General features: G+C 68.7%; 20 protein-coding genes and 1 tRNA gene. 10 read left to right on the forward strand and 11 right to left on the reverse strand.

Going from position 1 to position 23,680, the window contains the following annotated elements:
- Both A5752_RS03740 and dacB read right to left on the reverse strand, forming a co-directional pair.
- Positions 1-592 (reverse strand): Rv3626c family coenzyme F420 biosynthesis-associated protein (locus A5752_RS03740; RefSeq protein WP_197500533.1); only part of this gene is annotated, 592 nt, incomplete at its 3' end.
- Positions 589-1,968 (reverse strand): D-alanyl-D-alanine carboxypeptidase/D-alanyl-D-alanine endopeptidase, encoded by a 1,380-nt coding sequence (gene dacB / locus A5752_RS03745; RefSeq protein WP_067082303.1) that lies wholly within the window; start codon positions 1,966-1,968, stop codon positions 589-591. The genes A5752_RS03740 and dacB, both read right to left, overlap by 4 nt.
- Before the next feature lie 114 nt (positions 1,969-2,082).
- Here dacB and A5752_RS03750 point away from each other — a divergent pair, with 114 nt between their 5' ends.
- Together A5752_RS03750 and A5752_RS03755 are read left to right on the forward strand one after the other, a co-directional pair.
- Positions 2,083-2,568 carry an inorganic diphosphatase gene (locus A5752_RS03750; RefSeq protein WP_067082307.1) on the forward strand — a complete coding sequence of 162 codons (486 nt, stop codon included), beginning with the start codon at positions 2,083-2,085 and terminating at the stop codon, positions 2,566-2,568.
- 83 nt (positions 2,569-2,651) lie between these two features.
- The gene (locus A5752_RS03755; RefSeq protein WP_502686642.1) at positions 2,652-3,173 is read left to right on the forward strand and encodes a 2-oxo-4-hydroxy-4-carboxy-5-ureidoimidazoline decarboxylase; all 522 of its coding nucleotides are present in this window, start codon (positions 2,652-2,654) and stop codon (positions 3,171-3,173) included.
- Positions 3,174-3,189: 16 nt separating this feature from the next.
- Here A5752_RS03755 and A5752_RS03760 read toward each other — a convergent pair whose 3' ends face one another.
- Together A5752_RS03760 and A5752_RS03765 are read right to left on the reverse strand one after the other, a co-directional pair.
- Positions 3,190-3,729 carry a hypothetical protein gene (locus A5752_RS03760; RefSeq protein WP_067082310.1) on the reverse strand — a complete coding sequence of 180 codons (540 nt, stop codon included), beginning with the start codon at positions 3,727-3,729 and terminating at the stop codon, positions 3,190-3,192.
- Positions 3,723-3,959, reverse strand: a complete 237-nt coding sequence (locus A5752_RS03765; protein ID WP_067082313.1) for a hypothetical protein — start codon at positions 3,957-3,959, stop codon at positions 3,723-3,725. The genes A5752_RS03760 and A5752_RS03765 overlap by 7 nt, the downstream gene beginning before the upstream one ends.
- Before the next feature lie 108 nt (positions 3,960-4,067).
- Here A5752_RS03765 and A5752_RS03770 point away from each other — a divergent pair, with 108 nt between their 5' ends.
- On the forward strand, positions 4,068-5,219 hold the full coding sequence (locus tag A5752_RS03770) for a serine hydrolase domain-containing protein (protein ID WP_067082316.1): 1,152 nt from the start codon (positions 4,068-4,070) through the stop codon (positions 5,217-5,219).
- Here A5752_RS03770 and A5752_RS03775 read toward each other — a convergent pair.
- Both A5752_RS03775 and A5752_RS03780 read right to left on the reverse strand, forming a co-directional pair.
- On the reverse strand, positions 5,201-5,593 hold the full coding sequence (locus A5752_RS03775) for a hypothetical protein (RefSeq protein ID WP_067082319.1): 393 nt from the start codon (positions 5,591-5,593) through the stop codon (positions 5,201-5,203). The genes A5752_RS03770 and A5752_RS03775 overlap by 19 nt on opposite strands.
- Before the next feature lie 45 nt (positions 5,594-5,638).
- Complete coding sequence (locus tag A5752_RS03780) at positions 5,639-6,646, reverse strand: TerC family protein (RefSeq protein ID WP_067082420.1); 1,008 nt, start codon at positions 6,644-6,646, stop codon at positions 5,639-5,641.
- A 288-nt stretch (positions 6,647-6,934) separates the two neighbouring features.
- Here A5752_RS03780 and A5752_RS03785 point away from each other — a divergent pair, with 288 nt between their 5' ends.
- The 6 genes from A5752_RS03785 (at position 6,935) to A5752_RS03810 (ending at position 16,656) form a co-directional block, all read left to right on the forward strand.
- Positions 6,935-10,840: a Pls/PosA family non-ribosomal peptide synthetase gene (locus A5752_RS03785; protein WP_231983320.1), complete on the forward strand. Its 3,906-nt coding sequence runs from the start codon at positions 6,935-6,937 to the stop codon at positions 10,838-10,840.
- Positions 10,837-12,168 carry a M1 family metallopeptidase gene (locus tag A5752_RS03790; RefSeq protein ID WP_067082321.1) on the forward strand — a complete coding sequence of 444 codons (1,332 nt, stop codon included), beginning with the start codon at positions 10,837-10,839 and terminating at the stop codon, positions 12,166-12,168. Before A5752_RS03785 ends, A5752_RS03790 begins: the two co-directional genes overlap by 4 nt.
- Positions 12,126-13,442, forward strand: coding sequence for a polysaccharide biosynthesis protein (locus A5752_RS03795; protein ID WP_502686643.1), 1,317 nt, complete (start codon positions 12,126-12,128; stop codon positions 13,440-13,442). The genes A5752_RS03790 and A5752_RS03795 overlap by 43 nt, the downstream gene beginning before the upstream one ends.
- Positions 13,443-13,506: 64 nt before the next feature.
- Positions 13,507-14,484 carry a UDP-glucose 4-epimerase GalE gene (gene galE / locus A5752_RS03800; protein ID WP_067082424.1) on the forward strand — a complete coding sequence of 326 codons (978 nt, stop codon included), beginning with the start codon at positions 13,507-13,509 and terminating at the stop codon, positions 14,482-14,484.
- Between the two features lie 7 nt (positions 14,485-14,491).
- Positions 14,492-16,258 carry a hypothetical protein gene (locus A5752_RS03805; RefSeq protein ID WP_156613588.1) on the forward strand — a complete coding sequence of 589 codons (1,767 nt, stop codon included), beginning with the start codon at positions 14,492-14,494 and terminating at the stop codon, positions 16,256-16,258.
- Between the two features lie 26 nt (positions 16,259-16,284).
- On the forward strand, positions 16,285-16,656 hold the full coding sequence (locus A5752_RS03810; protein ID WP_067082327.1) for a carboxymuconolactone decarboxylase family protein: 372 nt from the start codon (positions 16,285-16,287) through the stop codon (positions 16,654-16,656).
- Positions 16,657-16,671: 15 nt separating this feature from the next.
- On the opposite strand, the gene A5752_RS03815 is transcribed toward A5752_RS03810, so the two are convergent.
- Together A5752_RS03815 and A5752_RS03820 are read right to left on the reverse strand one after the other, a co-directional pair.
- Positions 16,672-16,747 (reverse strand) — tRNA-Thr (locus A5752_RS03815).
- Positions 16,748-16,816: 69 nt separating this feature from the next.
- On the reverse strand, positions 16,817-18,025 hold the full coding sequence (locus A5752_RS03820) for a DNA polymerase III subunit delta' (RefSeq protein ID WP_067082330.1): 1,209 nt from the start codon (positions 18,023-18,025) through the stop codon (positions 16,817-16,819).
- An 88-nt stretch (positions 18,026-18,113) separates the two neighbouring features.
- Between A5752_RS03820 and A5752_RS03825 the strand changes: the two genes are divergently transcribed.
- On the forward strand, positions 18,114-19,748 hold the full coding sequence (locus A5752_RS03825; protein ID WP_156613597.1) for an adenylate/guanylate cyclase domain-containing protein: 1,635 nt from the start codon (positions 18,114-18,116) through the stop codon (positions 19,746-19,748).
- Positions 19,749-19,775: 27 nt separating this feature from the next.
- Here A5752_RS03825 and topA read toward each other — a convergent pair whose 3' ends face one another.
- From topA to A5752_RS03840, 3 genes are all read right to left on the reverse strand, one after another.
- On the reverse strand, positions 19,776-22,574 hold the full coding sequence (topA, locus tag A5752_RS03830; protein ID WP_067082335.1) for a type I DNA topoisomerase: 2,799 nt from the start codon (positions 22,572-22,574) through the stop codon (positions 19,776-19,778).
- Between the two features lie 134 nt (positions 22,575-22,708).
- Positions 22,709-23,299, reverse strand: a complete 591-nt coding sequence (locus tag A5752_RS03835; RefSeq protein ID WP_067082338.1) for a hypothetical protein — start codon at positions 23,297-23,299, stop codon at positions 22,709-22,711.
- 130 nt (positions 23,300-23,429) lie between these two features.
- Complete coding sequence (locus A5752_RS03840) at positions 23,430-23,633, reverse strand: cold-shock protein (RefSeq protein WP_006243848.1); 204 nt, start codon at positions 23,631-23,633, stop codon at positions 23,430-23,432.
- Between the last annotated feature and the right edge of the window lie 47 nt (positions 23,634-23,680).

Genomic DNA, 23,680 nt, shown 5'->3' on the forward strand with positions numbered 1-23,680 from the left:
TGATGTCGTCGGAGCCTTCTTCGGTGAGCACGCCGAGGGCACGCGACATGTGGTCGGCCAGCCATGGGTTCGCGCGGAACTGCACCCGGTGGGTGACCTCGTGCAAGCAGACCCACAGCCGGAAGTCGTAGGGCTGCACCCGCAACTGGCGCTCGACGGCGATCACGTTCGGGTAGACCAGCAACAGTTCGCCTCCGCCGGGACCGAACGGATCGTACTGCCCGAGGATCCCCGAGGAGATGAACGCGAGCACCGCCCCGGTCTGCGCACCCGTGATACGTCCGCTGATGGCGCCCCGCGGCTTCTCCGACCCACCGGTCATCACCCGCATCGACTGGGTGGCCGCGCGAATCCACTGCGGCCGGTCGACGATTCGCGCCTCGGGGATGTCGCCGCCCTCCGTCATCCCGGTGACCTCGCGCACCGGAAGCTCCGCCGAACGCGAGGCCTCGGCCAACTGCTCGATCACCTGGCGGCGCGTGTAGTCGGTCGACGCCGGTCCGGGCCGCGCCAGCCTCTCCCCCACGGTCGCCGCGAAGTTCCAGTCGACGGCGCGCCCGACCGAGAGCGAGGACTTGGCAGACGGGCTCATGCGCTGCATCCGCATGCCCGCAGTGTCGCCGCCAGGTTGTCGAGTGCGATGCGCCCGGTCGGGCCGGCGTTGTTGGAGATCAGCGCGAAGGTGAGCACCCGGCCGCTGGAGTCGGTGATGATGCCTGCCAAGGAGTTGGTGCCGGTCAGCGAGCCCGTCTTGGCGCGCAGGAAACCGGCGGCGGGTTTGACGATGTCGGTGTCCAGATAGCGGTTCGACAGGGTTCCGCTGCCACCGGCGATGGGAAGCAGGTCTACCAGTGGTCGCAGCTTGGGGTGGTCGTCCCCTGCCGCGGCCTGCACCACCTCGTCGAGTGTCTCCGCGGTCAGGCGGTCGTCGACGGACAGGCCGCTGGAGTCGAACAGGCTCGCGCCGGTGGTGTCGACCCCGGCATCGCCGAGCGCGCCCAGGACCGCGCGCACGGCGCCGTCGAAGCTCTGCGGACGGTTGAGCGCGGCGGCGACCTCACGCCCGATCGCCTCGGCCATCACGTTGTCCGAGGCGTTCATCATGTCGCGCAACCGCGACATCAGCGGCGGCGACTGGACGGAGCCGAGTTCCTCGCCGCCGTTCGCGCTGCCCGGCGCCACGCTGACCTTCGCGGGATCGATCTTCAGCGCCGCCGCCAACGCCCGTCCGGCGTCGAGCGCCGGCGTGCGCGACCGGGCCGAGTCGACGCTCACGGGCTGAGTGCGGCCGCCGTCGAGCATGACCGACTCCATCGGCGCGATATCGCCGCCGTCGATGTCGAGCGGGTCCCAGCCCGGCGCCATGGTGGGCCCGCTGTAGCTGCTGGTGTCGACCAGCACCGACGTCACCTCGATGCCGCTACCGGTGACCTGCTCGGCGAGATCGCTGATGCGCGCGGCGTCCCGGTACCAGGTTTCCTCTCCAACGAGCGCTGCCGACAGCGTCGGGTCGCCGCCGCCCTTGAGCACCACGACACCGGGCCTGCTCCCGCTGAACACCCGCGTGGTGAGTCGGGCCTCGCGGTCCAGGGTCAGCAGCGCGGCGGCGGCGGTCAGCGTCTTGTTCGTCGACGCCGGCTGCATCGGCACGTCGGCGCGCTGCTCCCACAGCGGGGCCGCGGTCTTCGCATCGGTGACGCGTCCTGCCAGGTCACCGAGGTTCGGGTCGGCCAATGCGGGCCCTAGCTTGGCGGCCAGCCGATCCGGCAGCGGTTTGGGCGCCGCGTCCGCAACCGGGACGACGGCGGGATTGGCAGTCGCGGCCGGAGGTGCCGGCTTACCCGCCGCGGCCTCGGTCGACCGACCCGTCGTGAGCACCGCGGCCACGGCCACGACCACGGCAACCAGCAGCAGTACCGCCACCGATACCGCCACGTGTGTGGATCGCCGCCACTGACTGGGCCGCATAACCCTCCTGCTCAACCTGGACCGCCCCCGTACAGCAGCGTATCCCTCGATTAAGGTTGATCCGATTTGTCACAGGACGACCCAGACCAGAGCACAGGGCAAGGAGCCGCTGCCGTGCAGTTCGACGTAGTCATCGAGATTCCCAAGGGTTCGCGCAACAAGTACGAGGTGGACCACGACTCCGGCCGGGTGAAGCTGGACCGCTACCTGTACACGTCGATGGCCTATCCGACCGATTACGGGTTCTTCGAGAACACCCTCGGCGAGGACGGCGATCCGCTCGACGCGCTGGTGCTGCTGCCCGAGTCGGTGTTCCCCGGCTGCATCGTCGAGGTCCGCCCGGTGGCGATGTTCAAGATGACTGACGAGGCCGGCGGTGACGACAAGGTGTTGTGCGTCCCCGCCGACGACGGGCGCTGGGACCATATTCAGGATCTCGGCGACGTGCCCCAGCATGAGCTCGAGGCGATCAAGCATTTCTTCGTGCACTACAAGGACCTCGAACCCGGCAAGTACGTGAAGGCGGCCGACTGGGTGGGCCGCTCGGAGGCCGAGGCCGAGGTTCAGGCGTCGGTGGAGCGGTTCAAGAAGGAGCACTGAGCCCGATTGACGGGCGCGCTGATTTTTCCTCGCTGTAACACGACGTAACCTGGACGTTCTCGTCGCGATCGATCATTGCTCTCGTGTTGATGCATCAGGGGATCGGCCTCGAAGTGTTCAACGCGATGCCGATGCGCAGGGCGGTGCACGCCGTCTACGAATGCTGCTACAGCGTGCCGCTGGCCGCCGATCTGGCGCGCGGCCGCCCGTACGCCGACCACGACTCGTTGTTTCGTGAAGCCGACGCGTTGTTGTTCGGCCTCGGCGAGGACTCGATCGACACGATCCTGCAGGCGTACCCGGACGTCGGGCGGCGGCCGGGCAGCGAGAAGTCGGCCGCCGAGCAGTGCGCGATCTGGTGTGACCAGCCCGAGCTGATGGAGCGGCTCGGCACCGCCTCGAAGCGCTACCTCGAACATTTCGGCTTCGGCTTCGTGATGTTCGTCAACGGCTACGACGCCACGCAGGTGCTGGCGACGATGACCGACCGGGTGCATAACGACATCGAGACCGAACGCAAGATCGTGCGCAACGAACTGGCCCGCATCAACCGCACCCGGCTCGAACGCATGCTGGGACCCGAAGGCGGCTACGACAACTGGTGAGGGACCGCCCGCGCGGCTACGCCGTCTGCCAGGTCTTGATCGCCGCGGCCTGCCTCTGACCCAGTTCGGTGACCAGGTCGGCCGGCGCGGGATCGTTTGCGGGACCTTCGAATTCGATCGTCGTCGCGGTGTTGCCCTCGGTGAAGGTCAGCACTGCCACGGATTCGGTGCCGTCGGGCGACGTGCCGGTGACCATCGTGCCTCCGGTGCCCACATCGACGGGTCGCGACTGCTGGTTAGCGACGTCGGCGGCCACACCGTCGAGCGCCGCCGTGGCGGCCGCGGGGTCGGCCAGCACCAGGATGGTGGTGGTGATCTGCCGTGTGCCGCCCTCGCGGTGGGTGTACTCGGTCCGCACGCCCGGCTGACCGTCTGGATTGATCGCGGGCGGCGCCGCGGTGTAGGCCAACGAGTCGGTGATCGAGTTCGGATCGACCGGCAGCCTGCTGTAGTCAGTCGATTGTGCTGCGGCCGAACCGATCCCGAGCGCAGCGGCGAACGTCGTCGCCGCGATCGCACAGGAGGCCTTGACCGCCGTCGCCGTCGCCGTCAGCATGGGTAGCACCCCCAGCCCCGCCAGCCGTCGCGCCAAAACCAGCCGGGACCGCATCCCATGTTCCCGGTCGTGCCCTGGCAGTCGAACGCCTGCACCCTCGACTCGGTGGGAACCGTCGGGACCGGGGCGATGGTGTCGGGGGCTACCGCAGCGGCACCCGCGGACTGTGCCGTCACGAGCGGACCCAGGATCAGCGCGCCTACGGCGACCGCCGTCGCGAACCTGCGCATCGCAGACCTCCTGACTATTGACGCTTACGTCAATCACGGTACCGGTGCGGGCGCGTGGATCGGGGCAGTTTTCTCCATAAATCCGCTGGGCAGCGGCATGATGAGCCGATGCACGAGACCGTTCACGGCCACTGGGACAGCCGGTTCGACAGCCTCGCCGATGCGCTGGCCGACGAGATCGCCAAGGGTGAGGAGTTGGGGGCATCGATCGCGGTCGACGTCGACGGCGACTCCGTCGTCGACGTCTGGGGCGGCCATGCCGACCGCGCCAGGACGACCCCATGGCGCGAAGACACCATCGTGAACTTCTGGTCGTGCACCAAGACCCTCACCGCGCTGGCTGCCCTGATCCTCATCGACCGGGGGCTGCTCGACCCCTCCGCCGCGGTGGCCGAGTACTGGCCGGAGTTCGCGGCGAATGGCAAGCAGGACATCGAGATTCGGCATCTGCTGGCGCACACGTCCGGAGTGTCCGGATGGGAGGCGCCGTTCGATCTGAACCTCATGTACGACTGGGAGCGCTCGACCAGCCACCTCGCAGGCCAGGCGCCGTGGTGGCCTCCCGGCGCGGCGTCGGGTTACCACGCGCTCAACTACGGCCACCTCATCGGTGAGGTGATCCGGCGCGTCACGGGCAGGTCGCTCAAGGAATTCGTGCGCGACGAGATCGCCACTCCCCTCGGCGCCGACGTCCAGATCGGTGCCCGGCCCGAGGATGACGCCCGCATCGCCGAGCTCATCGCTCCTCCGCCCCTCGAGCTGCCGTACGACCTGCTGCCACAGGATCACCCGATGATCAAGACGTTCGGCACCATCCGGCCCGACCAGGATGTCGCCTCGATCGCCGAGACGACCGCGTGGCGGCGCGCCGATATCGGTGGCGCGAACGGCCACGGCAACGCGCGCGGGCTGGCGCGTGCCCTGTCGCCGATCGCGCTGGGCGGCAGGGCCAACGGCGTGCAGCTGCTCGGCCCCGCAACGATCGACATGATCTTCGACGAACAATCGCACGGCCTCGACCAGGTGCTCATGATCCCACTGCGCTTCGGCATCGGATTCGGATTGCCCTGCCCCGAGAGCGTTCCCGCCATACCCGAGGGCAGGATCTGCTGGTGGGGCGGCTGGGGTGGTTCGGCGATCGCGATGGATCTGGACCGCCGCGCGACGTTCGCCTACGTGATGAACCGGATGGGACCCGGAACAACGGGAACCGAACGCACGAACCGGTACGCCGGGCTGCTCTACGAGGCTTTGGCCTGAGCCCGTGAGGCCAGGCGGTCCAGCACCGCGCGGCCCAGTGAGTGCACATCAAAGTGCGGCGACACCGGTACGAGGGTGACGCCGTCGGCCACCCCGGCCGACTCGATGTCGGCGATCAGGCCGGCGAGGCCGTCGACGGTGCCGGCGTAGCGCACCCCGTCGGCCGGTTCGAGGACGTCGCGCACGGACCGGAAGTCGGCCGCGACGGCGACCGTGACGTCCAGAATGACCGCGACGTCGCCGGCGGCACGCACCCGCGCGCGGACCCGTCGCGCATGCTGCAGGTCGTTTGCCGCGACGCGGACGGGCGGAACTCCGCCGTCGGTCAGTTCATCCCAGCCCCCGTCGGGGGTTTCGGTCACGAATAGGCGCACCCGGCAAGGCTTCCAGAGCCCGCGACGTTTGGTCGAGCGTTGCGCTCAGCGAGAATCCAACGATTCCTCGGTGTCGTCCGTGCCGTTCTTCACGTCGTGCACCCGCGTCTTGTAGAGGCTCGCCGCGGTGGTGATGGCCAGGGTCACGACGATCACCCCCAGCGAGAGCAGGGTCGGGATCTCCGGCACCGGAACGTGCTCGCCACCGTTGATGAACGGCACCTCGTTCTCGTGCAGGGCGTGCAGAAGCAGCTTCACCCCGATGAACCCGAGGATGAACGCCAGGCCCTGGGACAGGAAGACCAGTCGTTTGAGCAGATCGCCCAGCAGGAAGTACAGCTGGCGCAGGCCCATCAGCGCGAACACGTTGGCCGTGAAGACCAGGTACGGCTCCTGGGTGAGCCCGTAGATGGCGGGGATGGAGTCGAGCGCGAAGATCAGGTCCGTGGTGCCCAGCGCGACGATGACGAGGAACATCGGCGTCATCAGCCGCTTGCCGTTCTCCTTCACCCAAAGCTTCAGCCCGTCCCATTTGTCGGTCATGCTCAGGTGGTTGCGGGCGAACCGGACCACGATGTTGTCGCCGTCGTCGTCGTGGTCGGTGTCGCGGGCTAGGTTGATCGCGGTGTAGATCAGGAACGCGGCGAAGATGTAGAACACCCACGAGAACTGGTTGATCGCCACGGCGCCCAGCGCGATGAAGATGCCGCGGAAGATCAACGCCAGGATGATGCCCACCAGGAGGGCCTGCTGCTGGTACTTCCTGGGCACGTTGAAGCTCGCCATGATGATGATGAAGACGAACAGGTTGTCCACCGACAAGCTGTACTCGGTGAGCCACCCGGCGAAGAACTCGACGCCGTACTGGCTGCCGTGGAAGAACCAGGTCCACAGGCCGAAGATGATCGCGAGGCTGACGTAGATCGTCAGCGCGATACCGGTCTCCCGTTTCGACGGCTCGTGAGGGCGCCGGCCTATCACGATCACGTCGAACAGCAGGATGGCGGTCGTCACGCTCAGCGTGATGATCCATTCGAGGGTGGAAACGTTCACTGATCCTCCGGTCGTCAAAGCGCCGGAGGTCTCTTCCACCGCCACGATCACTCGTGTCGGCCCGCAGCACCGGTCGTCCGATGACGGCCGACGTGATGACGACACCGCGGCGAAGGAATACTCCCCTCCGCAGGCGATTCTGCCAGGTACTTGCGGATGACCGGAAGCGGAGGAAATCAAACCTCTCGAGGCGGCCCAGTCGGCCTCGCCGAGCGGTGTCGTAATCGTGATCGCGACGCCGCGTGCGGCTCAGCGGACACGGGCGCTCGGCTGAGTAGCTTTATAGCCGTGACTGGGGAGTTGCGGCAGGAGATCCCACCTCAATATCTGTTGTCCCCGTTCGCGCCGGAGCCGCGCACGCTCATCGACATCCTCTACGAGACCGCGATGCGCTACCCGGAGGCGCCCGCGATCGACGACGGCGATGTCCAGCTCACCTATGCCGAGCTGATCACCGACATCGAGGACAGCGTGCGGTGGCTGGCCGCGCGGGGAATCGGCCGCGGCGACCGGATCGGCATCCGGATGTCGTCGGGCAGCTACGCGCTGTACGTGGCGATACTCGCTGTGCTGGCCACCGGCGCCGCCTATGTTCCCGTGGACGCCGACGATCCGGCGGACCGCGCCGAGCTGGTGTTCAGAGAGGCCAACGTCGTCGCGATCATCACCGAGGCGGGGCTCTCGCGCGGGCCGGGCTCGTCACGGGGTTGGCGGGCGGCGGCGCCGATCGGTCGCGACGACGCGTGGATCATCTTCACGTCCGGCTCCACCGGCACCCCCAAGGGCGTCGCGGTCACTCACCGCAGTGCGGCAGCCTTCGTCGACGCCGAGGCACGGTTGTTCCTTGCGGACAATCCGCTCGGGCCGGGCGACCGCGTGCTGGCCGGTTTGTCGGTGGCGTTCGACGCCTCTTGCGAGGAGATGTGGCTGGCCTGGCGCCACGGCGCGTGCCTGGTGCCCGCGCCGCGTTCGATGGTGCGCAGCGGGATGGACCTGGGGCCTTGGTTGGTCGCGCGTGACATCACGGTGGTGTCGACGGTGCCGACGCTGGCCGCGCTGTGGCCCGCCGAGGCGCTCGAGGCGGTGCGGCTGCTGATCTTCGGCGGCGAAGCCTGCCCGCCCGAACTGGCCGAGCGGCTCGCCGTCGAGGGCCGGGAGGTGTGGAACACCTACGGTCCGACGGAGGCGACGGTCGTGGCGTGCGCCGCCCGGTTGTCGCCAGCCGGGCCGGTGACCATCGGCCTACCGCTGGTCGGCTGGGACCTGGCCGTCGTCGACTGGCACGGTGAGCCGGTGCCGTACGGCGCGGTGGGCGAGCTGATCATCGGCGGCGTCGGCCTGGCCCGCTACCTCGACCCCGACAGAGACGCCCAGAAGTACGCGGAGATGCCGACGCTCGGCTGGAAGCGCGCCTACCGCAGCGGTGACCTGGTCCGCCTGGAATCCGACGGGCTCTATTTCGTGGGCCGCGTCGACGACCAGGTCAAGGTCGGCGGGCGTCGCATCGAACTCGGTGAGGTGGACACCGCGCTCGTCAACCTGCCCGGAGTGAGCGGCGCAGCCGCCGCGGTCCGCAGCACGGCCACCGGCACACCGCTGCTGGTCGGCTACGTCGCGAGCACCGATCCCGCGTTCGACCTCGCCAAGGCCCGGGTGTCGCTTTCCGAGACCTTGCCCGCGGCGCTGGTGCCCCGCCTCGTGCTGGTCGACGAACTACCGACCCGCACCTCCGGCAAGGTCGACCGCGACGCGCTGCCGTGGCCGGTCGACGTCGGCGACGACGAGGGCGCAGAGTTGACCGGGACCATGGGCTGGCTGGCCGGCCTGTGGCGCGACGTCCTGGCCGCGCCGGTAGACGGTCCGGAGGCCGACTTCTTCGCGCTCGGCGGCGGCTCACTGTCCGCGGCGCAACTGGTCGCCGCGTTACGTCGCCGCCACCCCCAGGTGACCGTCGCCGACCTCTACGACCATCCCCGTCTGGGTTCGCTCGCGGGCTACCTCGACGAGCTCGATCCCCCGCCGCAGGTGCGTGCGCGCGAGGTGAAGCCGACGTCGCGCCTGACACAGGCCGTGCAGGTGGCGCTGTCGCTGCCGCTGGCCACGTTGACCGGATTGCAGTGGGTGGTGTGGCTGGCAGCGGCCAACAACGTGCTGGCGGGGTTCGTCCCCTGGACTGCCCCGCTGAACTGGTGGTGGGTCGGCGTGGGCTTCCTGCTGTTCGTCACCCCGCTGGGCCGCATGGGTATCGCGGCCCTGTGCGCCCGGCTTCTGCTCGACGGGCTGGCACCGGGAACCTACCGGCGCGGCGGGTCCGTCCACCTCCGGGTGTGGCTCGCCGAACGGCTCGCCGAGGCCAGCGGCGCCGAAAACCTCGCCGGTGCACCGTGGTTGGTGTACTACGCACGCGCGCTGGGCAACAAGGTCGGCAAGGGCGTTGACCTGCATTCCACCCCACCGGTCACCGGCATGCTCAAACTCGGACACCGCAGCTCGATCGAACCCGAGGTCGACCTGTCCGGTCACTGGATCGACGGCGACCTGTTCCACATCGGGCCGATCACCGTCGGAAACGATGCGACGATCGGCGCGCGGACCACGTTGCTGCCCGGCGCCGTTGTCGGCAAGAACGCCGATGTCGCCCCGGGATCCGGCGTCGTCGGCAAGGTGAAGAACGGCCAGTACTGGAAGGGGTCGCCTGCGGTGAAGTCCGGCAAGGCCCGCCACCCCTGGCCGCAGGACCGCCCGCCCCGGGCGCCGCTGTGGGTGGCGGTCTACGGCGTCACCTCCATCCTTTTCAGCGGGCTTCCGATGCTCGCGCTCGCGGTCGGCCTCGCCGTCATCGGATATGCCGTGCGCCATACGGATTCGGTGACGGCGCCGATCGGGCCCGCGGCACTGTGGACGCCGATAGCGACCTTGACGGCCGCCCTCACCTACGCCGCGCTGACAGTCGTCGGGGTGCGTGTGCTCTCACTGGGGCTGCGCGAGGGATATCACCCGGTGCGCAGCCGGTCGGGATGGCAGATCTGGGCCACCGAACGGCTGATGGACGCCGCGCGCACGTACTTGTTCCCGATCTACGCGAGCCTGCTCACGCCGTGGTGGCTGCGGGCGCTGGGCGCGAAGGTCGGTCGCGGAACCGAAATCTCGACGGCCCTGTTCACGCCGAAGTTCACGGTGGTCGAGGACGGCGCGTTCCTCGCCGACGACACCATGGTGGCGTCCTATGAGTTGGGCGGCGGCTGGATCCACGTCGCGAAGGCCACGATCGGTAAGCGGGCGTTCCTCGGCAACTCGGGCATCACCCAGCCCGGTCGCAAGGTTCCCGACGACGGGTTGGTGGCCGTGTTGTCGGCGGCCCCGCACAAGGCCAAAGCGGGCTCGTCCTGGCTGGGCAGCCCACCGGTTCGGTTGCGCCGCAAGCCGACCGCCGCCGATGCGCTGCGCACGTTCCACCCGTCCGCTCGCCTGAAGGTGCTGCGCGGCCTGGTCGAGACCTGCCGGATCGTCCCGGTGATTGTGACGTTCGCGATCGGGGTCGCCGTGCTGCTCGCCCTCCAGTGGCTGGCCGTCGAAACCGGTTGGGGGTGGGCCGCGCTGGGTGCCGGCGCGTTGCTGTTGACCGCGGGGGTGGTTGCGGGCGCGGCCGCCGTGATCGCGAAATGGCTTGTGGTGGGCCGCATCGAGCCCGACGAACACCCGCTCTGGTCGCCGTTCGTCTGGCGCAACGAGGTCTACGACACCTTCGTCGAGACCGTCGCCGCCCCGTGGTTCGCGCGCGCGGCCAGCGGCACCCCGGTGATGAACCTGTGGCTGCGGGCGCTCGGCGCCAGGATCGGCCGTGGCGTGTGGTGCGAGACGTACTGGCTACCCGAGGCCGACCTGGTCACGCTCGAGGAGGGCGCCACCGTCAACCGTGGCTGCGTGGTGCAGACCCACCTGTTTCACGACAGGATCATGCGGATGGACAGCGTTGTGCTGGAGCGGGGTTCGACGCTAGGGGCGCATGGTGTGGTCCTGCCCGCCGCGCGGATCGGCGCGGCAGCGACCGTCGGTCCGGCGTCGCTGGTCATGCGCGGCGACGAGGTGCCCGCGTCGACCCGGTGGCAAGGTAACCCCATCGCACCGTGGCACGCGCCGCGCAAGAAGCGCCGTGACACGCAGGCATCCGCGACCGAAGTAACCGCCGCGTGACGCGAAGTAAGAAGAAGTCGACACCGGTCATCGACCCGTATCTGCCCTCCAGCGGGAATTTCGGCTACCGGGTGTCGCGCTATGAACTCGACCTCACCTACAAGGTGGCGATCAACCGGCTGACGGGTACGGCGACGATCACCGCGGTGACGCTCGCGACGCTGCGTGCCTTCACCCTCGACCTCGCCGACGCGCTGTCGGTGACGAAGATGAGCGTGAACGGGGATCGGCCCCAACAGTTCCGCACCTCCGCGGGAAAGCTGCACATCGCGTTGCGCGATCCACTGCCGCCCGGTGCGGCGATGACGATCGTCGTGCGGTACGGCGGCACGCCCCGGCCCATCCGCTCGCTGTGGGGCGAGGTGGGTTTCGAGGAGTTGACCGATGGCGCGCTGGTGGCGGGCCAGCCGAACGGGGCCCAATCCTGGTTTCCCTGCGACGACCACCCGAGCGCGAAGGCGAGCTTTCGAATCCAGATCTCGGCCGAAAGCCCGTATCGGGTGATCGCCAACGGCGAGTTGGTGTCTCGACGAGCGCGGGCGGGGATGACGACATGGACCTACGAATTGCCCGAGCCGACCTCGACCTACCTGATCACGCTGCAGATCGGGATGTACGAGCACCGCAAGCTGGCCAAGAACGGGGTTCCGATTCACGCGGTGCTCCCCGGCCGACTGCGCGAAGAGTTCGACCACGACTTCGCCGACCAACCGCAGATGATGAAGTTGTTCGTCAAGCTGTTCGGCGACTACCCCCTGAGCGAGGGCTACACGGTCGTGGTCACCGACGATGAACTCGAGATTCCGCTTGAGGCGCAGGGAATTTCGGTCTTCGGAGCCAACCATTGCGACGGTAAGGGGGGCGCCGAGCGACTGATCGCACACGAGCTCGCGCACCAGTGGTTCGGCAACTCGGTGACCGCCAAGCGCTGGCGGCACATCTGGCTGCACGAGGGATTCGCTTGTTACGCCGAGTGGTTGTGGTCGGAGAATTCCGGCGGCCGCCCGGCCGACGAGTGGGCGCGGCACTACTACCAGCGGCTCGCCAACTCGCCGCGAGACCTTGTCCTGGCCGATCCGGGTCCACGCGACATGTTCGACGACCGCGTCTACAAGCGTGGCGCGCTGACCCTGCACGTGCTGCGGCGAGAGCTTGGGGACGACGGCTTCTTCACGCTGTTGCGGGACTGGACCGCGCGCCACCGGCACAGCACGGTGGTGACCGACGACTTCACCGGTCTGGCATCGCATTACGCGCACGAATCGCTGCGCCCGCTGTGGGATGCATGGCTGTATTCCGCCGAGCTTCCGGAGCTGGATGCGCCGTGACCGACGCCGGCGCGCCCTTCGATCCGCTCACCGCGAGCGGCGCATCACCGACCGGCCCGGCCACCCGCGGCAGCGTCGTGCGGGTCGGGGCGGCCACCGCAGTGATCGCGCTGTGCGGTTACACGGTGCTCTACCTGGCCGCGCGTGACCTCGAGCCCGCGGGTTTCTCGGTGTTCGCGGTGTTCTGGGGTGCGTTCGGTTTGGTCTCGGGTGCTGCGTTGGGGCTGTTACAGGAGGCAACCAGGGAAGTGCGGTCCGCGGCGCAAGCCACGGGGGCCAAAGGGCCACACAGCCACCCGATGTGGGTGGCCGCCGGCGTCGGTGCGGTGTCGGCCGCGGTGATCGCGATCAGCTCACCGTTGTGGTCAGGCCACGTGTTCGTCGAGCTACGGTGGCTCTCGGTGGCGCTGTTGGCGGTCGGGCTCGCCGGATTCTGTTTGCACTCAACGCTGCTCGGCATGCTGGCGGGGCTGGACAGATGGACCGCGTACGGGTCGCTGATGGTGACCGACGGTGTGATCCGGGTGCTGGTGGCCGTCGCGACCTTTCTGATCGGCTGGGGCCTGGCCGGGTACCTGTGGGCCACCGTGGGCGGTTCGGTGGCATGGGTGCTCATGCTGATGGTGTCGCCGTCCACCCGGCGGGCCGCGAGTCTGCTGACCCCCGTCGGCACCGCGGCCTTCCTTCGCGGCGCATTCCACTCGATCACCGCGGCGGGCGCCAGCGCCATCCTCGTGATGGGGTTTCCCGTGCTGCTGCAGGCGACCGCGGGTGACCTCGGCGCGGTCGGCGGCGTCGTGATCCTGGCCGTCACGCTCACGCGGGCGCCCCTGCTCCTGCCGCTCACCGCGATGCAAGGCAACCTCGTCGCCCATTTCGTCGACCAGAGCGCGCACCGGGTGCGTGCCCTGTTCACGCCCGCGGTCGCCGTGACCGGTGTCGGCCTGCTCGGCGTCCTCGCCGCGTGGTCCGCGGGGCCCTGGTTGCTGCGCAGTGCGTTCGGTCCCGACTACCGTGCCGACGGTGCGCTGCTGGCATGGCTGACGGGCGGGGCGATCGCCATCGCACTTCTCACGCTCACGGGGGCTGCGGCTGTGGCAGCAGCACTGCATCGCGCATACGCGCTGGGCTGGGTGTCGGCGACCGTCGCGTCAACGCTGTTGCTGCTGTTGCCGCTCGACCTCGAGACGCGGACCGTGATCGCGCTGCTGTGCGGTCCGGCGGTCGGCATCGCGGTGCACCTGAGCGCGCTGTCGCGCGACCGCGCCTCATGACGCCGGTTCGGACCAGAGGCCGCCGATCCGTATGCTGGCCCCGTTCTACGGTGAGGAAGATCGAATGACTTGGCTGGTGACCGGCGGGGCGGGCTACATCGGGTCCCATGTCGTCCGCGCCTTGTCGGACGCCGATATGCCGGTGGTGGTGATCGACGACCTCTCGACCGGCCTCGAGCGGTTCGTTCCTCCGGCGGTTCCGCTGGTGCGCGGCACGCTGCTCGACAGTGACCTCGTCGTCCGCACGCTCGACGAGCATCGCGTCGACGGCGTCATCCACATCGCGGGTTTCAAGTACGCCGGCGTCTCGGTACAACGACCGCTGCACACCTACGAGCAGAACGTCTCGGCGATGGTCACGCTGCTCAAGGCGATGGAGGCCGCCGGCACCGACAAGATGGTGTTCTCCTCCAGCGCCGCGACGTACGGCACCCCGGACGTCGACACCGTCACGGAGCAGACGCCGACCGCGCCCGAGTCGCCGTACGGAGTCAGTAAGTTGGTGGGCGAGTGGATGATTCGCGACGCCGGGCGCGCGTCCGGGTTGCGCCACACCAGCCTGCGGTACTTCAACGTCGTGGGGTCGGGGTCCGACGAACTGTTCGACGTCAGCCCCCACAACCTCTTTCCGCTGGTGTTCGACATGCTGTGCCGCGACGAGACGCCGAGGATCAACGGCGCCGACTACCCCACGCCGGACGGCACCTGCGTGCGCGATTATGTGCACGTATCGGATCTCGCGCTGGCTCACGTCGCCGCCGCGCGGCGGCTGGAGGCCGGCGACCCGATCGAGCCCGTCTACAACCTCGGCAGCGGCAGCGGCACCTCCGTTCGCGAAATCATGACCACCATCCACGATGTCACCGGTTTCGATTTCGAGCCGGTCGTCGGTCCGCGCCGGCCTGGCGACCCCGCCCGTATCGTCGCGTCGGGTGATCTGGCCGCGCGCGACCTCGACTGGCGCATGCGGCATTCGCTGGAGGACATGGTGCGGTCGGCATGGATCGCGCGCCGGCAAGCAGGGGACGCGTATCCGCGGTAAGTACGCGTTGGGCAACTGGGTCGCGCGCACCGCCGTCGCCCTGATCGTCGTGCAGCTGGCGATCCGGGCGGTCCTGGCGTTCGGCGGCTACTTCTATTGGGACGACCTGATTCTCATCGGCCGCGCGGGCACCCAGTCGCTGCTCTCGCCGGCATACCTGTTCGACGATCACGACGGCCACGTCATGCCGGGGGCGTTTCTCGTCGCCGGCGTGATCACCTTGATTGCCCCGCTGAATTGGGTCGGCCCTGCGATCAGCCTGTTGATTCTGCAGCTGCTGGTGTCGCTGGCGCTGCTGCGCACTCTGCATGTGATCCTCGGATGGCGACCAGTGCTGTTGCTGCCCTTGACATTCGCATTGTTCACACCGCTGGCGGTGCCGGGCTTCGCGTGGTGGGCAGCGGCACTGAACTCGTTGCCGATGCTCGCGGCGATGGCGTGGGTTTGCGGCGACGCGATCCTCCTCGTGCGCACCGGCGACCGCCGCCACGCGGTGACGGCCCTGCTGGTCTATGTCGGGGGGCTGCTGTTCTTCGAGAAGTCGGCGGTGATTCCGTTCGTCGCATTCGCGGTGACGGCGCTGCTGTGCCACGTGACGGGCTCGGGGTCGGTGAAAGCGGTGTGGCGTCGCGGCATTCGCCTGTGGGTGCCGTCGCTTGTGGTCACGGCCGGCTGGGTCGGCGTGTACCTGATCGTGGTCGACCAGAAGCGGTGGACCCTCGATTTGGCGATGACGTGGGATCTGCTCGCGAGGTCGGTGACACACGGAATCGTGCCGGGTCTGGTCGGCGGCCCGTGGGATTGGCAGCGGTGGGCGCCGGCCTCGCCGTGGGCCACTCCGCAGGCGACGGTGATGGTGCTCGGGTGGACGGCCCTGGCCGCGGCGGTCGCGGTCACGGTGCTGCGCAAGCGGCGGATCGTCCCCGTGTGGCTGGTGGCGGCCGGTTACGCGGTGGCCTGCCAGGTCCCGATCTACCTCATGCGGGCATCGCAGTTCACCGCGTTGGAATTGGCGCAGACGCTGCGCTATCTACCCGACCTCGTCGTCGTACTCGCGCTGCTGGCGGCGGTCGGGCTGTGCGCGCCGAACCGCGAGGGCACGCGGTGGATGGACGCCTCGCGGTGCCGTACGGCGCTGATCTGTGTTCTCACATCGGCCTTCACCGCCAGCAGTCTGTACTCGACGGCGACGTTCCTGACGGCGTGGCGTGACAACCCGGCGCAGGCGTATCTGCGGAATGCGCTGTCCGGCTTGACCACTGCGGCGAGGATGTCGACTGCGCCGATGCTCGACCAGGAGGTCGACCCGATGGTGCTGCAGCGGGTGGTCGGCCCCGAGAACCGGGCCAGCCACATGTTCGCGCTGGTCCGCGACCGTCCCGAATTCGCCTCGGCCACAACCGAACTGCGGATGTTCGATCACACGGGCCGGGTCGTCGACGCGAAGGTCACCTGGGTGCGCAGTATCGTGCCGGGACCGCAACCGGACTGCGGATATCTGGTGCAGCCGGAGACTGAAGTCCGCATGCCGTTGGACGGCCCGCTGCTGCCGGCCGATTGGACGGCGGAGATCAACTATCTGGCCAACAGCGACGGTTCGATGATGATGTCGTTGTCGGAGGGTCATGAGGTGAAGGTGCCGGTGCGACCGGGACTGAACCGGGTGTTCGTCCGGCTGCCGGGAGCGGGCGACGCAATCAACGTGCGGGCGAACACCGCGGCGTTGTCGGTGTGCATCGCTTCCGGACCTGTCGGTTTCGTGGCGCCGAAATAGCGGGCGTTCATGCCACGCTGTCTGCCATGACAGACGTACGTGAACAAGGGCTGCAGGTTTTCCGGGAATTACTTCCGGGAGTCCTCCCCGACGGCGACGTGGAGTTGCCGTCCGGTGCTTTCGGCGGCGAGATGCTGGGCCTAGCGATGGACAACGTGTTCGGCCGGCTGTGGACCCGCGAGGGGTTGAGCCGCCGCGACCGCAGCCTGGTGACGCTCGGCGTTCTCATCGCGCTGCGCGCCGACGACGAGCTGCGGATCCACGTCCAGATCGCCCGCAACAACGGCCTGACCGACGACGAGATCGCCGAAGTGATCTATCACTGCACCGGTTACGCCGGGTTCCCGGCCGCCAACTCGGCGATGAAAGTCGCTCAGGACGTGCTACTGGACACGTGAGCGTGGACGTCGCTCTGGAGCCACCTAGGAGAATCGAACTCCTGACCTGCTCATTACGAGTGAGCCGCTCTGCCGACTGAGCTAAGGTGGCGTGCCCGGCTCACACATGTGTCAGCCACAGGCGGGACGAGTCTACGGCAGGGCCCGCCGCCGACCCAACTCAGTCGCGCAGCGCCCGTCCGACCGTCGCCACCATCGCGTCGACCGCGAACTTCGGCTTGACGTTGACCGCCAGCGCCTCGCGGCACTCCAGCACAGCTTCGATGCACCGCAACAGCTTGTCCGGCGGTGCGTGCGCGGCCAACCTGGCGATCTCCTCGCCCATGTCGGGATGGTTGTGCGCAACGCCGCCCGCGTTCGATGCCACCAGCAGCGCGTCGCGGAAGTAGGTGGCCAGGTCGATCAGCGCCCGGTCGAGGGAGTCGCGCGAGGCGCGCGTCTTGCGCGACTTCTGCCGCCGCTCAAGGGCACTCAGCGCGCCCGCCGCCCCGCGCAGCGAACCGGCCGTCCCCTTGCCGGTGCCGCCGGCCCCGAGCGCGGTCCGCAATTCCTCGGTCTCGGCCTCGTTGCGCTCCACCGTCAACGCCAGCGCCTCGTCCTCGGCGGTCTTCACCAACTCCTCCGCCGCGGCGTAGGCGCGCGACGGCGTCGCCGCGTCCCGCGCCAGCCCCAGCGCCCGTTTCCGGCGCTCCCGGGCCGTCTCGTCGGTGGCCAGGCGCCGGGCCCGCCCGACATGACCGCCGCTGACCGAGGCCGCCCATCGCGCATCGGCCTCCGGAAGCCCGTCGCTGTCCATCAGCACACCGGCGATCGCGTCCACGGTCGGCGTCACCAATGCGACATGACGGCAGCGCGACCGCAGCGTGATCGCGATGTCCTCCGGATCCACCGACGGCGCGCACAGCAGGAACACCGTCGACGGCGGCGGTTCCTCGACCACCTTCAGCAGCGCGTTCGCCGCGCCCTCGGTCAACCGGTCGGCATCCTCGATGAGCACGACCTGCCAGCGCCCGGTTCCCGGCCGCCGCGATGCGATCTGGACGATCGTGCGCATCTCGTCGACACCGATCGACAGCCCCTCGGGGACGATCCGCCGCACGTCGGCGTGGGTGCCGGCCATCGTCGTCGTGCAGGCCCGGCACTCCCCGCACCCAGGCACGCCGTCGGACGTGCACTGCAACGCGGCGGCGAAGCACAGCGCCGCCACCGACCGGCCCGAACCCGGCGGGCCGGTGATCAGCCAAGCGTGTGTCATGGTCCCGATCGCCGCCCCGCTGTGAGCCGCCTCACCACGCGCCGCGCGCGCCGCGGCCACCAACTCGGCCTCAACGGCCTGCTGACCCACCAGACGCGAGAAAACACCGCCCATCGGAGATAACAGTAATGCTGCGAACCGACACGTCCGTCTCACAGCACCCGTACCCGTCGCCGATGCCCGATACGGTTGACGCGTGGCCATGGAAGAACGACCGATCGGGCGAATCAGCGCATTCGTCCGGTGGGCCGCGCGCACCCCGTGGCCGGTGTTCACGCTGGGCATGGTGCAGGCCGACATCATCGGCGCCCTGTTGGTCCTGAGCTTCCTGCGATTCGGCCTGCCACCCGAGGACCGCATCCAGCTGCAGGATCTGCCCGCCTTCAACCTGGCGGTCTTCCTCGGCTTCCTTTTCGTCTCCTTCACCGTCGCCGCGTACTGGAGCCTGCGGCTGCTGATCCCGGTCATGCGATGGCAGCGCCGCGACATGCTGCTCGGCGACCGGGACCCGGCCGACACCGAGGTGGCGCGCACCCGCGCGCTGAAAATGCCGTTCTACCGGTCGGTGATCAACGTCGCGAACTGGTTCCTGGGCTCGGTGGTGTTCATCGTCGCGAGCTGGCCGGTGGCCAGTAAGTCGGCGCCGGTGGTCGCGGTCGCCACGGGGCTGGGTGCCACCGCGACGGCGATCATCGGCTACCTGCAGTCCGAACGCGTGCTGCGCCCCGTTGCGGTGGCCGCCCTCCGCGGCGGCGTCCCGGAGAACTTCCGCGCCCCCGGCGTGATCGCGCGGCAGGTGATGACGTGGGTGCTGTCCACCGCGGTCCCGATCATCGCGATCGTGCTGGCGGTCGTGGCCAGCAAGTTCGAGATCCTCACCGCGCCCGCCGATCGGCTGACCACCCCGATCCTGATCCTGTCGATCTCCGCTCTGGTGGTCGGGCTGGCCGGCACCGTGCTGGTGGCGATGTCGATCGCCGACCCGCTGCGCCAGCTGCGCTGGGCGCTCGGCGAGGTGCAACGCGGCAACTACAACGCCCACATGCAGATCTACGACGCCAGCGAGCTGGGCCTGCTGCAGGCCGGGTTCAACGACATGGTCCGCGACCTGGCCGAACGGCAACGGCTGCGCGACCTGTTCGGCCGGTACGTCGGCGAGGACGTGGCCCGGCGCGCGCTGGAGCGCGGGACCGAGCTCGGCGGGCAGGAACGCGACGTGGCGGTGCTGTTCGTCGACCTGGTGGGTTCGACGCAGCTGGCGGCGACCATCCCGGCCGCCGATGTCGTCAACCTGCTCAACGACTTCTTCCGCGTGGTGGTCGACACGGTCAACCGGCACGGCGGCTTCGTCAACAAGTTTCAGGGCGACGCGGCGCTGGCCATCTTCGGCGCCCCGATCGAGCATCCCGACGCCTGCGGCGCCGCCCTTGCGGCCTCGCGCGAGCTGCACGACGAGCTCATCGAGGTGCTGGGCCAGACGGAGTTCGGGATCGGGGTGTCGGCGGGCCGGGCCATCGCCGGGCACATCGGCGCGCAGGCCCGCTTCGAGTACACGGTCATCGGTGACCCCGTCAACGAAGCGGCGCGGCTGACCGAGTTGGCCAAGCTCGAGGAGGGGCACGTGCTCGCCTCGGCGATCGCGGTCAGCGGGGCTCTCGACGCCGAGGCACTGTGCTGGGATGTCGGCGAGATCGTCGAACTGCGGGGCCGTGTCGCCCCGACGCAGTTGGCCAGGCCGCTGAACCTGGCATCGACCGACCGCACCGAGCGGAACGATACTGACGCCGAGGTCGAGCAAGACGCCGAACGTGAGGTGGTGTCCGAGGATTCGCGCTGACCCCGAGCACGTCCGCGCGTTCGCGGACTAGCCCTTCTTGGCGGCCTTCTTCGCGGCGGCCTTCTTGGTGGTCTTCTTCGCGCTCGCCTTCTTCGTCCGCTTCACCGGACCGCGCGCACGGCGGTCGGCGAGCAGTTCGGCGGCGCGTTCGTCGGTGATGGACAGGACGTCGTCGCCCTTGCGCAGGCTGGCGTTGGTCTCACCATCGGTGACGTAGGGGCCGAACCGGCCGTCCTTGATCACCATCGGCTTGCCGGTCGCCGGATCCTCGCCGAGCTCACGCAGGGGCGGGGCCGCGGCCCGTTGACCGCCGCGGCGTTTGGGCTCGGCGTAGATCTTCAAAGCCTCGTCGAGCGTGATGTCGAACATCTGCTCTTCGGTGGCCAACGACCGGGAATCCGTGCCGCGCTTGAGATATGGGCCGTAGCGGCCGTTCTGCGCGGTGATCTCCTCGCCGGTGTTCGGGTCGACACCGACGACGCGCGGCAGCGACAACAACCGCAGCGCATCCTCGAGCGTCACCGTCTCCAGATCCATCGACCGCAACAGCGAACCGGTCCGCGGCTTCGGGCCCGTCGGCTTCTTGCCCTTCTTCGCCGTCGACCCGGCATCGCCGTCCTCGGGCGGTTCCGGAAGGATCTCGGTGACGTACGGCCCGTAACGGCCGTCCTTCGCGACGATCTCGTGCCCGGTCGCCGGGTCGACACCCAGCGATCGGCCCTCTCGCGGTGTGGCGAAGAGCTTTTCGGCGAGCTCGAGGGTCAGCTCGTCGGGCGTCAGCTCGTCCTTGAGGTTGGCCCGCTGCGGTTTGAGCTCGCCGTCATCGCCGGCAACCATCCGCTCAAGGTAGGCACCGTTCTTACCCACTCGGACGTAGATCGGGCGGCCCTGGTCGTCGTCGAAAAGCCTGATGGAGTTGACTTCTCGGGCGTCGATCTCCTCGAGGTTCACCCCGACCAGCTTCTTGAGCCCACCCGCGCGCGCGATCGAATCCTCGACGCCGTGGTCGCCGCCGAAGTAGAAGTTGTTGAGCCAGTTGGTCCGTCGCTCGTTGCCCGCGGCGATCTCGTCGAGCTCGTCTTCCATCGCGGCGGTGAAGCCGTAGTCGACGAGGCGGCTGAAATGCTGTTCGAGCAACCCGATCACGGCGAACGCCACCCACGACGGCACCAGCGCGCTGCCGCGCTTCACCACGTAACCGCGATCCTGGATCGTCTTGATGATCGACGAGTACGTCGACGGCCTGCCGATGCCGAGGTCCTCGAGCGCCTTGATCAGCGACGCTTCGGTGTAGCGGGCGGGCGGCGAGGTGTTGTGCCCGTCGGCGGTGAGGTCCTTGGCGTCGACGCGCTGGCCCTGCTGCAGGTTCGGAAGCCGGCTCTCGGCGTCGTCGGCCTCGCCGCCGGCCTGCTCGTCGATGCTCTCGACGTAGGCCTTCAGGAAGCCCGCGAAGGTGATCGTGCGGCCGCTGGCGTTGAACACGACCTGCTCGCCCGAACTCGCCGCTCCGGAGATCCGCAGTGACAGCGTCGTGCCGCGCGCATCGGCCATCTGCGAGGCCACGGTGCGCTGCCAGATCAGCTCGTAGAGCCGGAACTCGTCGGTGTCGAGCGCTCCGTGCAGCTGACCCGGGGTCTGGAAGACGTCACCGGCGGGGCGGATGGCCTCGTGCGCCTCCTGGGCGTTCTTGACCTTGCGCGTGTACTGCCGGGGCGTCGGATGCAGATACTCCTCGCCGTAGAGCTGGCGGGCCTGGTTGCGGGCGGCGTCAATGGCCGACTGCGACAGGGTCGTCGAGTCGGTACGCATATAGGTGATGTAGCCGTTCTCGTAGAGCCGCTGAGCGATGCTCATCGTGCGCTCCGAGGAGAACCGCAGCTTGCGACCCGCCTCCTGCTGCAGCGTCGACGTCATGAACGGCGCGTACGGCCTGCGGGTGTAGGGCTTCTGCTCGACCGAGCTGACCGCCAGCTGCGCGCCGCGCAGACCGCCTGCCAACGCCGTTGCGGCGGACTGGTCGAGGACCAGCACCTCGTCGGGCTTTTTGACCTGGCCCAGCGAGTCGAAGTCGCGGCCGGTCGCCACGCGGCGACCGTCGACCATGTTCAGCTTGGCGGTGAACGTCGGTGGCGATGCCTGCGGATCGGAGACGCTGGCGTCCAATTCGGCGGTGACGTCCCAGTAGCCCGCGCTGCGGAACGCCATCCGTTCGCGTTCGCGCTGCACGATGATTCGCGTCGCGACCGACTGCACCCGGCCGGCCGACAGCTTCGGCGCGACCTTCTTCCACAGCACCGGGCTGACCTCGTAGCCGTACAGCCGGTCCAGGATGCGGCGGGTCTCCTGCGCGTCGACCAGGTCGTTGTCCAGGTCGCGGGGGTCCTCGGCGGCGGCCCGGATGGCCGGTTCGGTGATCTCGTGGAACACCATCCGCTTGACCGGGACGCGCGGTTTGAGCGTCTCGAGCAGATGCCAGGCGATGGCCTCGCCCTCGCGGTCGCCGTCTGTGGCCAGATACAGCTCGTCGACGTCCTTGAGCAGGTCTTTCAGCTCGGCGACGGTGCTCTTCTTCTCGGGGCTGATGATGTAGAGCGGCTCGAAGTTGTGGTCGACGTCCACCCCGAGGCGGGCCCAGGGCTCGGATTTGTACTTCGCGGGCACGTCGGCGGCGTTGCGCGGCAGGTCGCGGATGTGTCCACGGGACGACTCGACGATGTAGTTGGAGCCGAGGTAGCTCGCTATTTTGCGCGCCTTGGTCGGCGACTCGACAATGACGAGCCGCCGGACGCTTCCGTTACGGCCGCTCCCGCGGTCCCCGTCAGCCACCTTTTACTTACGCTCCACTTCTTCGGTCGCCCACAGCGCAGATTCCGTACTCGACGGCGCTTCGACCCTGTCGGCAACTGACAATTTCGCACCCCGCGCGAGCCGACGCAAACTGACCCCCCTCGCAACGGCCGTCAGACCCGCGGCCATTCTCCGAACGCCTCCACACTCCCCGGAGGTTCCCCCACGTTCTCTACCAGGCGCGATAGCCGTCGTCTACCGCTGATCCTCAGCGCCGGGCGCGACCCGCGGGTCCCGATCAGCGTCGGCGCGATTCCCACCCGCATCATCGCCGACGCCAGGGGCGAATGCGTGTCGGGCGCGTGCGGGTCCAGGCCGAGCAGGTAGCGGTCGGCCTCCGGCGTGCCCGCGGCCAGTGTCCAGGCACGCAGCTCACGCGGACCGGGCAGCCAGTTGGGCGGAACGGTCTTGACTGCGCCTCGGGTCCACTCCGAGGCGATGCCGACCAGCCGGGGGTCGACCGCGGTGCGCACCAGCGGGGTGTTCTCGTCGGTGCGGGCGATCTCGGGCTGCAGACCGGCCTCGACGATCATCTCGGCGAGCGCCTCCGCCCGCCACAGCCGCTCGACGACGACCGACAGCCGCGCACCCTGCTCGCCGCCCGAGCCCACCACAACCACTTGGCCCGGCCCAGCGAGCAGCCCGGTGAGGTCGGCGACCGCGGGGGGCACCGACTCCGCCGAGAAGAACGACAGCTGGCTCACGAATCGACAGTAAGCCAGTCACCGGCGTCTGCCGCGGCGGCCGTGCCGTAGCGCGCCGGAATAGCGAACACCCCGCGGCTGCCGATTCTCGACGCTCGCGGGGTGTTGCCTTTCGATCGTGTTGGTCGCTCTAGACGGCCCGAACACCGGTGGCCTGGGGCCCCTTGGGGCTCTGGCCAACCTCGAACTCGACCTTCTGGTTCTCCTCCAGGGTGCGGAAGCCGCTGCCCTGAATCTCCGTGTAGTGGACAAAAACGTCGGCGGAGCCGTCCTCCGGGGCGATGAAGCCGAAGCCCTTCTCCGCGTTGAACCACTTCACAGTTCCCTGTGGCATTTCCTGTTGTTTCCTTCTCTTATTCACCGGGTGCGGTCCACCGTGTT

Source organism: Mycobacterium sp. 852002-51961_SCH5331710 (genome assembly GCF_001665535.1).
In the GTDB taxonomy this organism is placed as follows: domain Bacteria; phylum Actinomycetota; class Actinomycetes; order Mycobacteriales; family Mycobacteriaceae; genus Mycobacterium.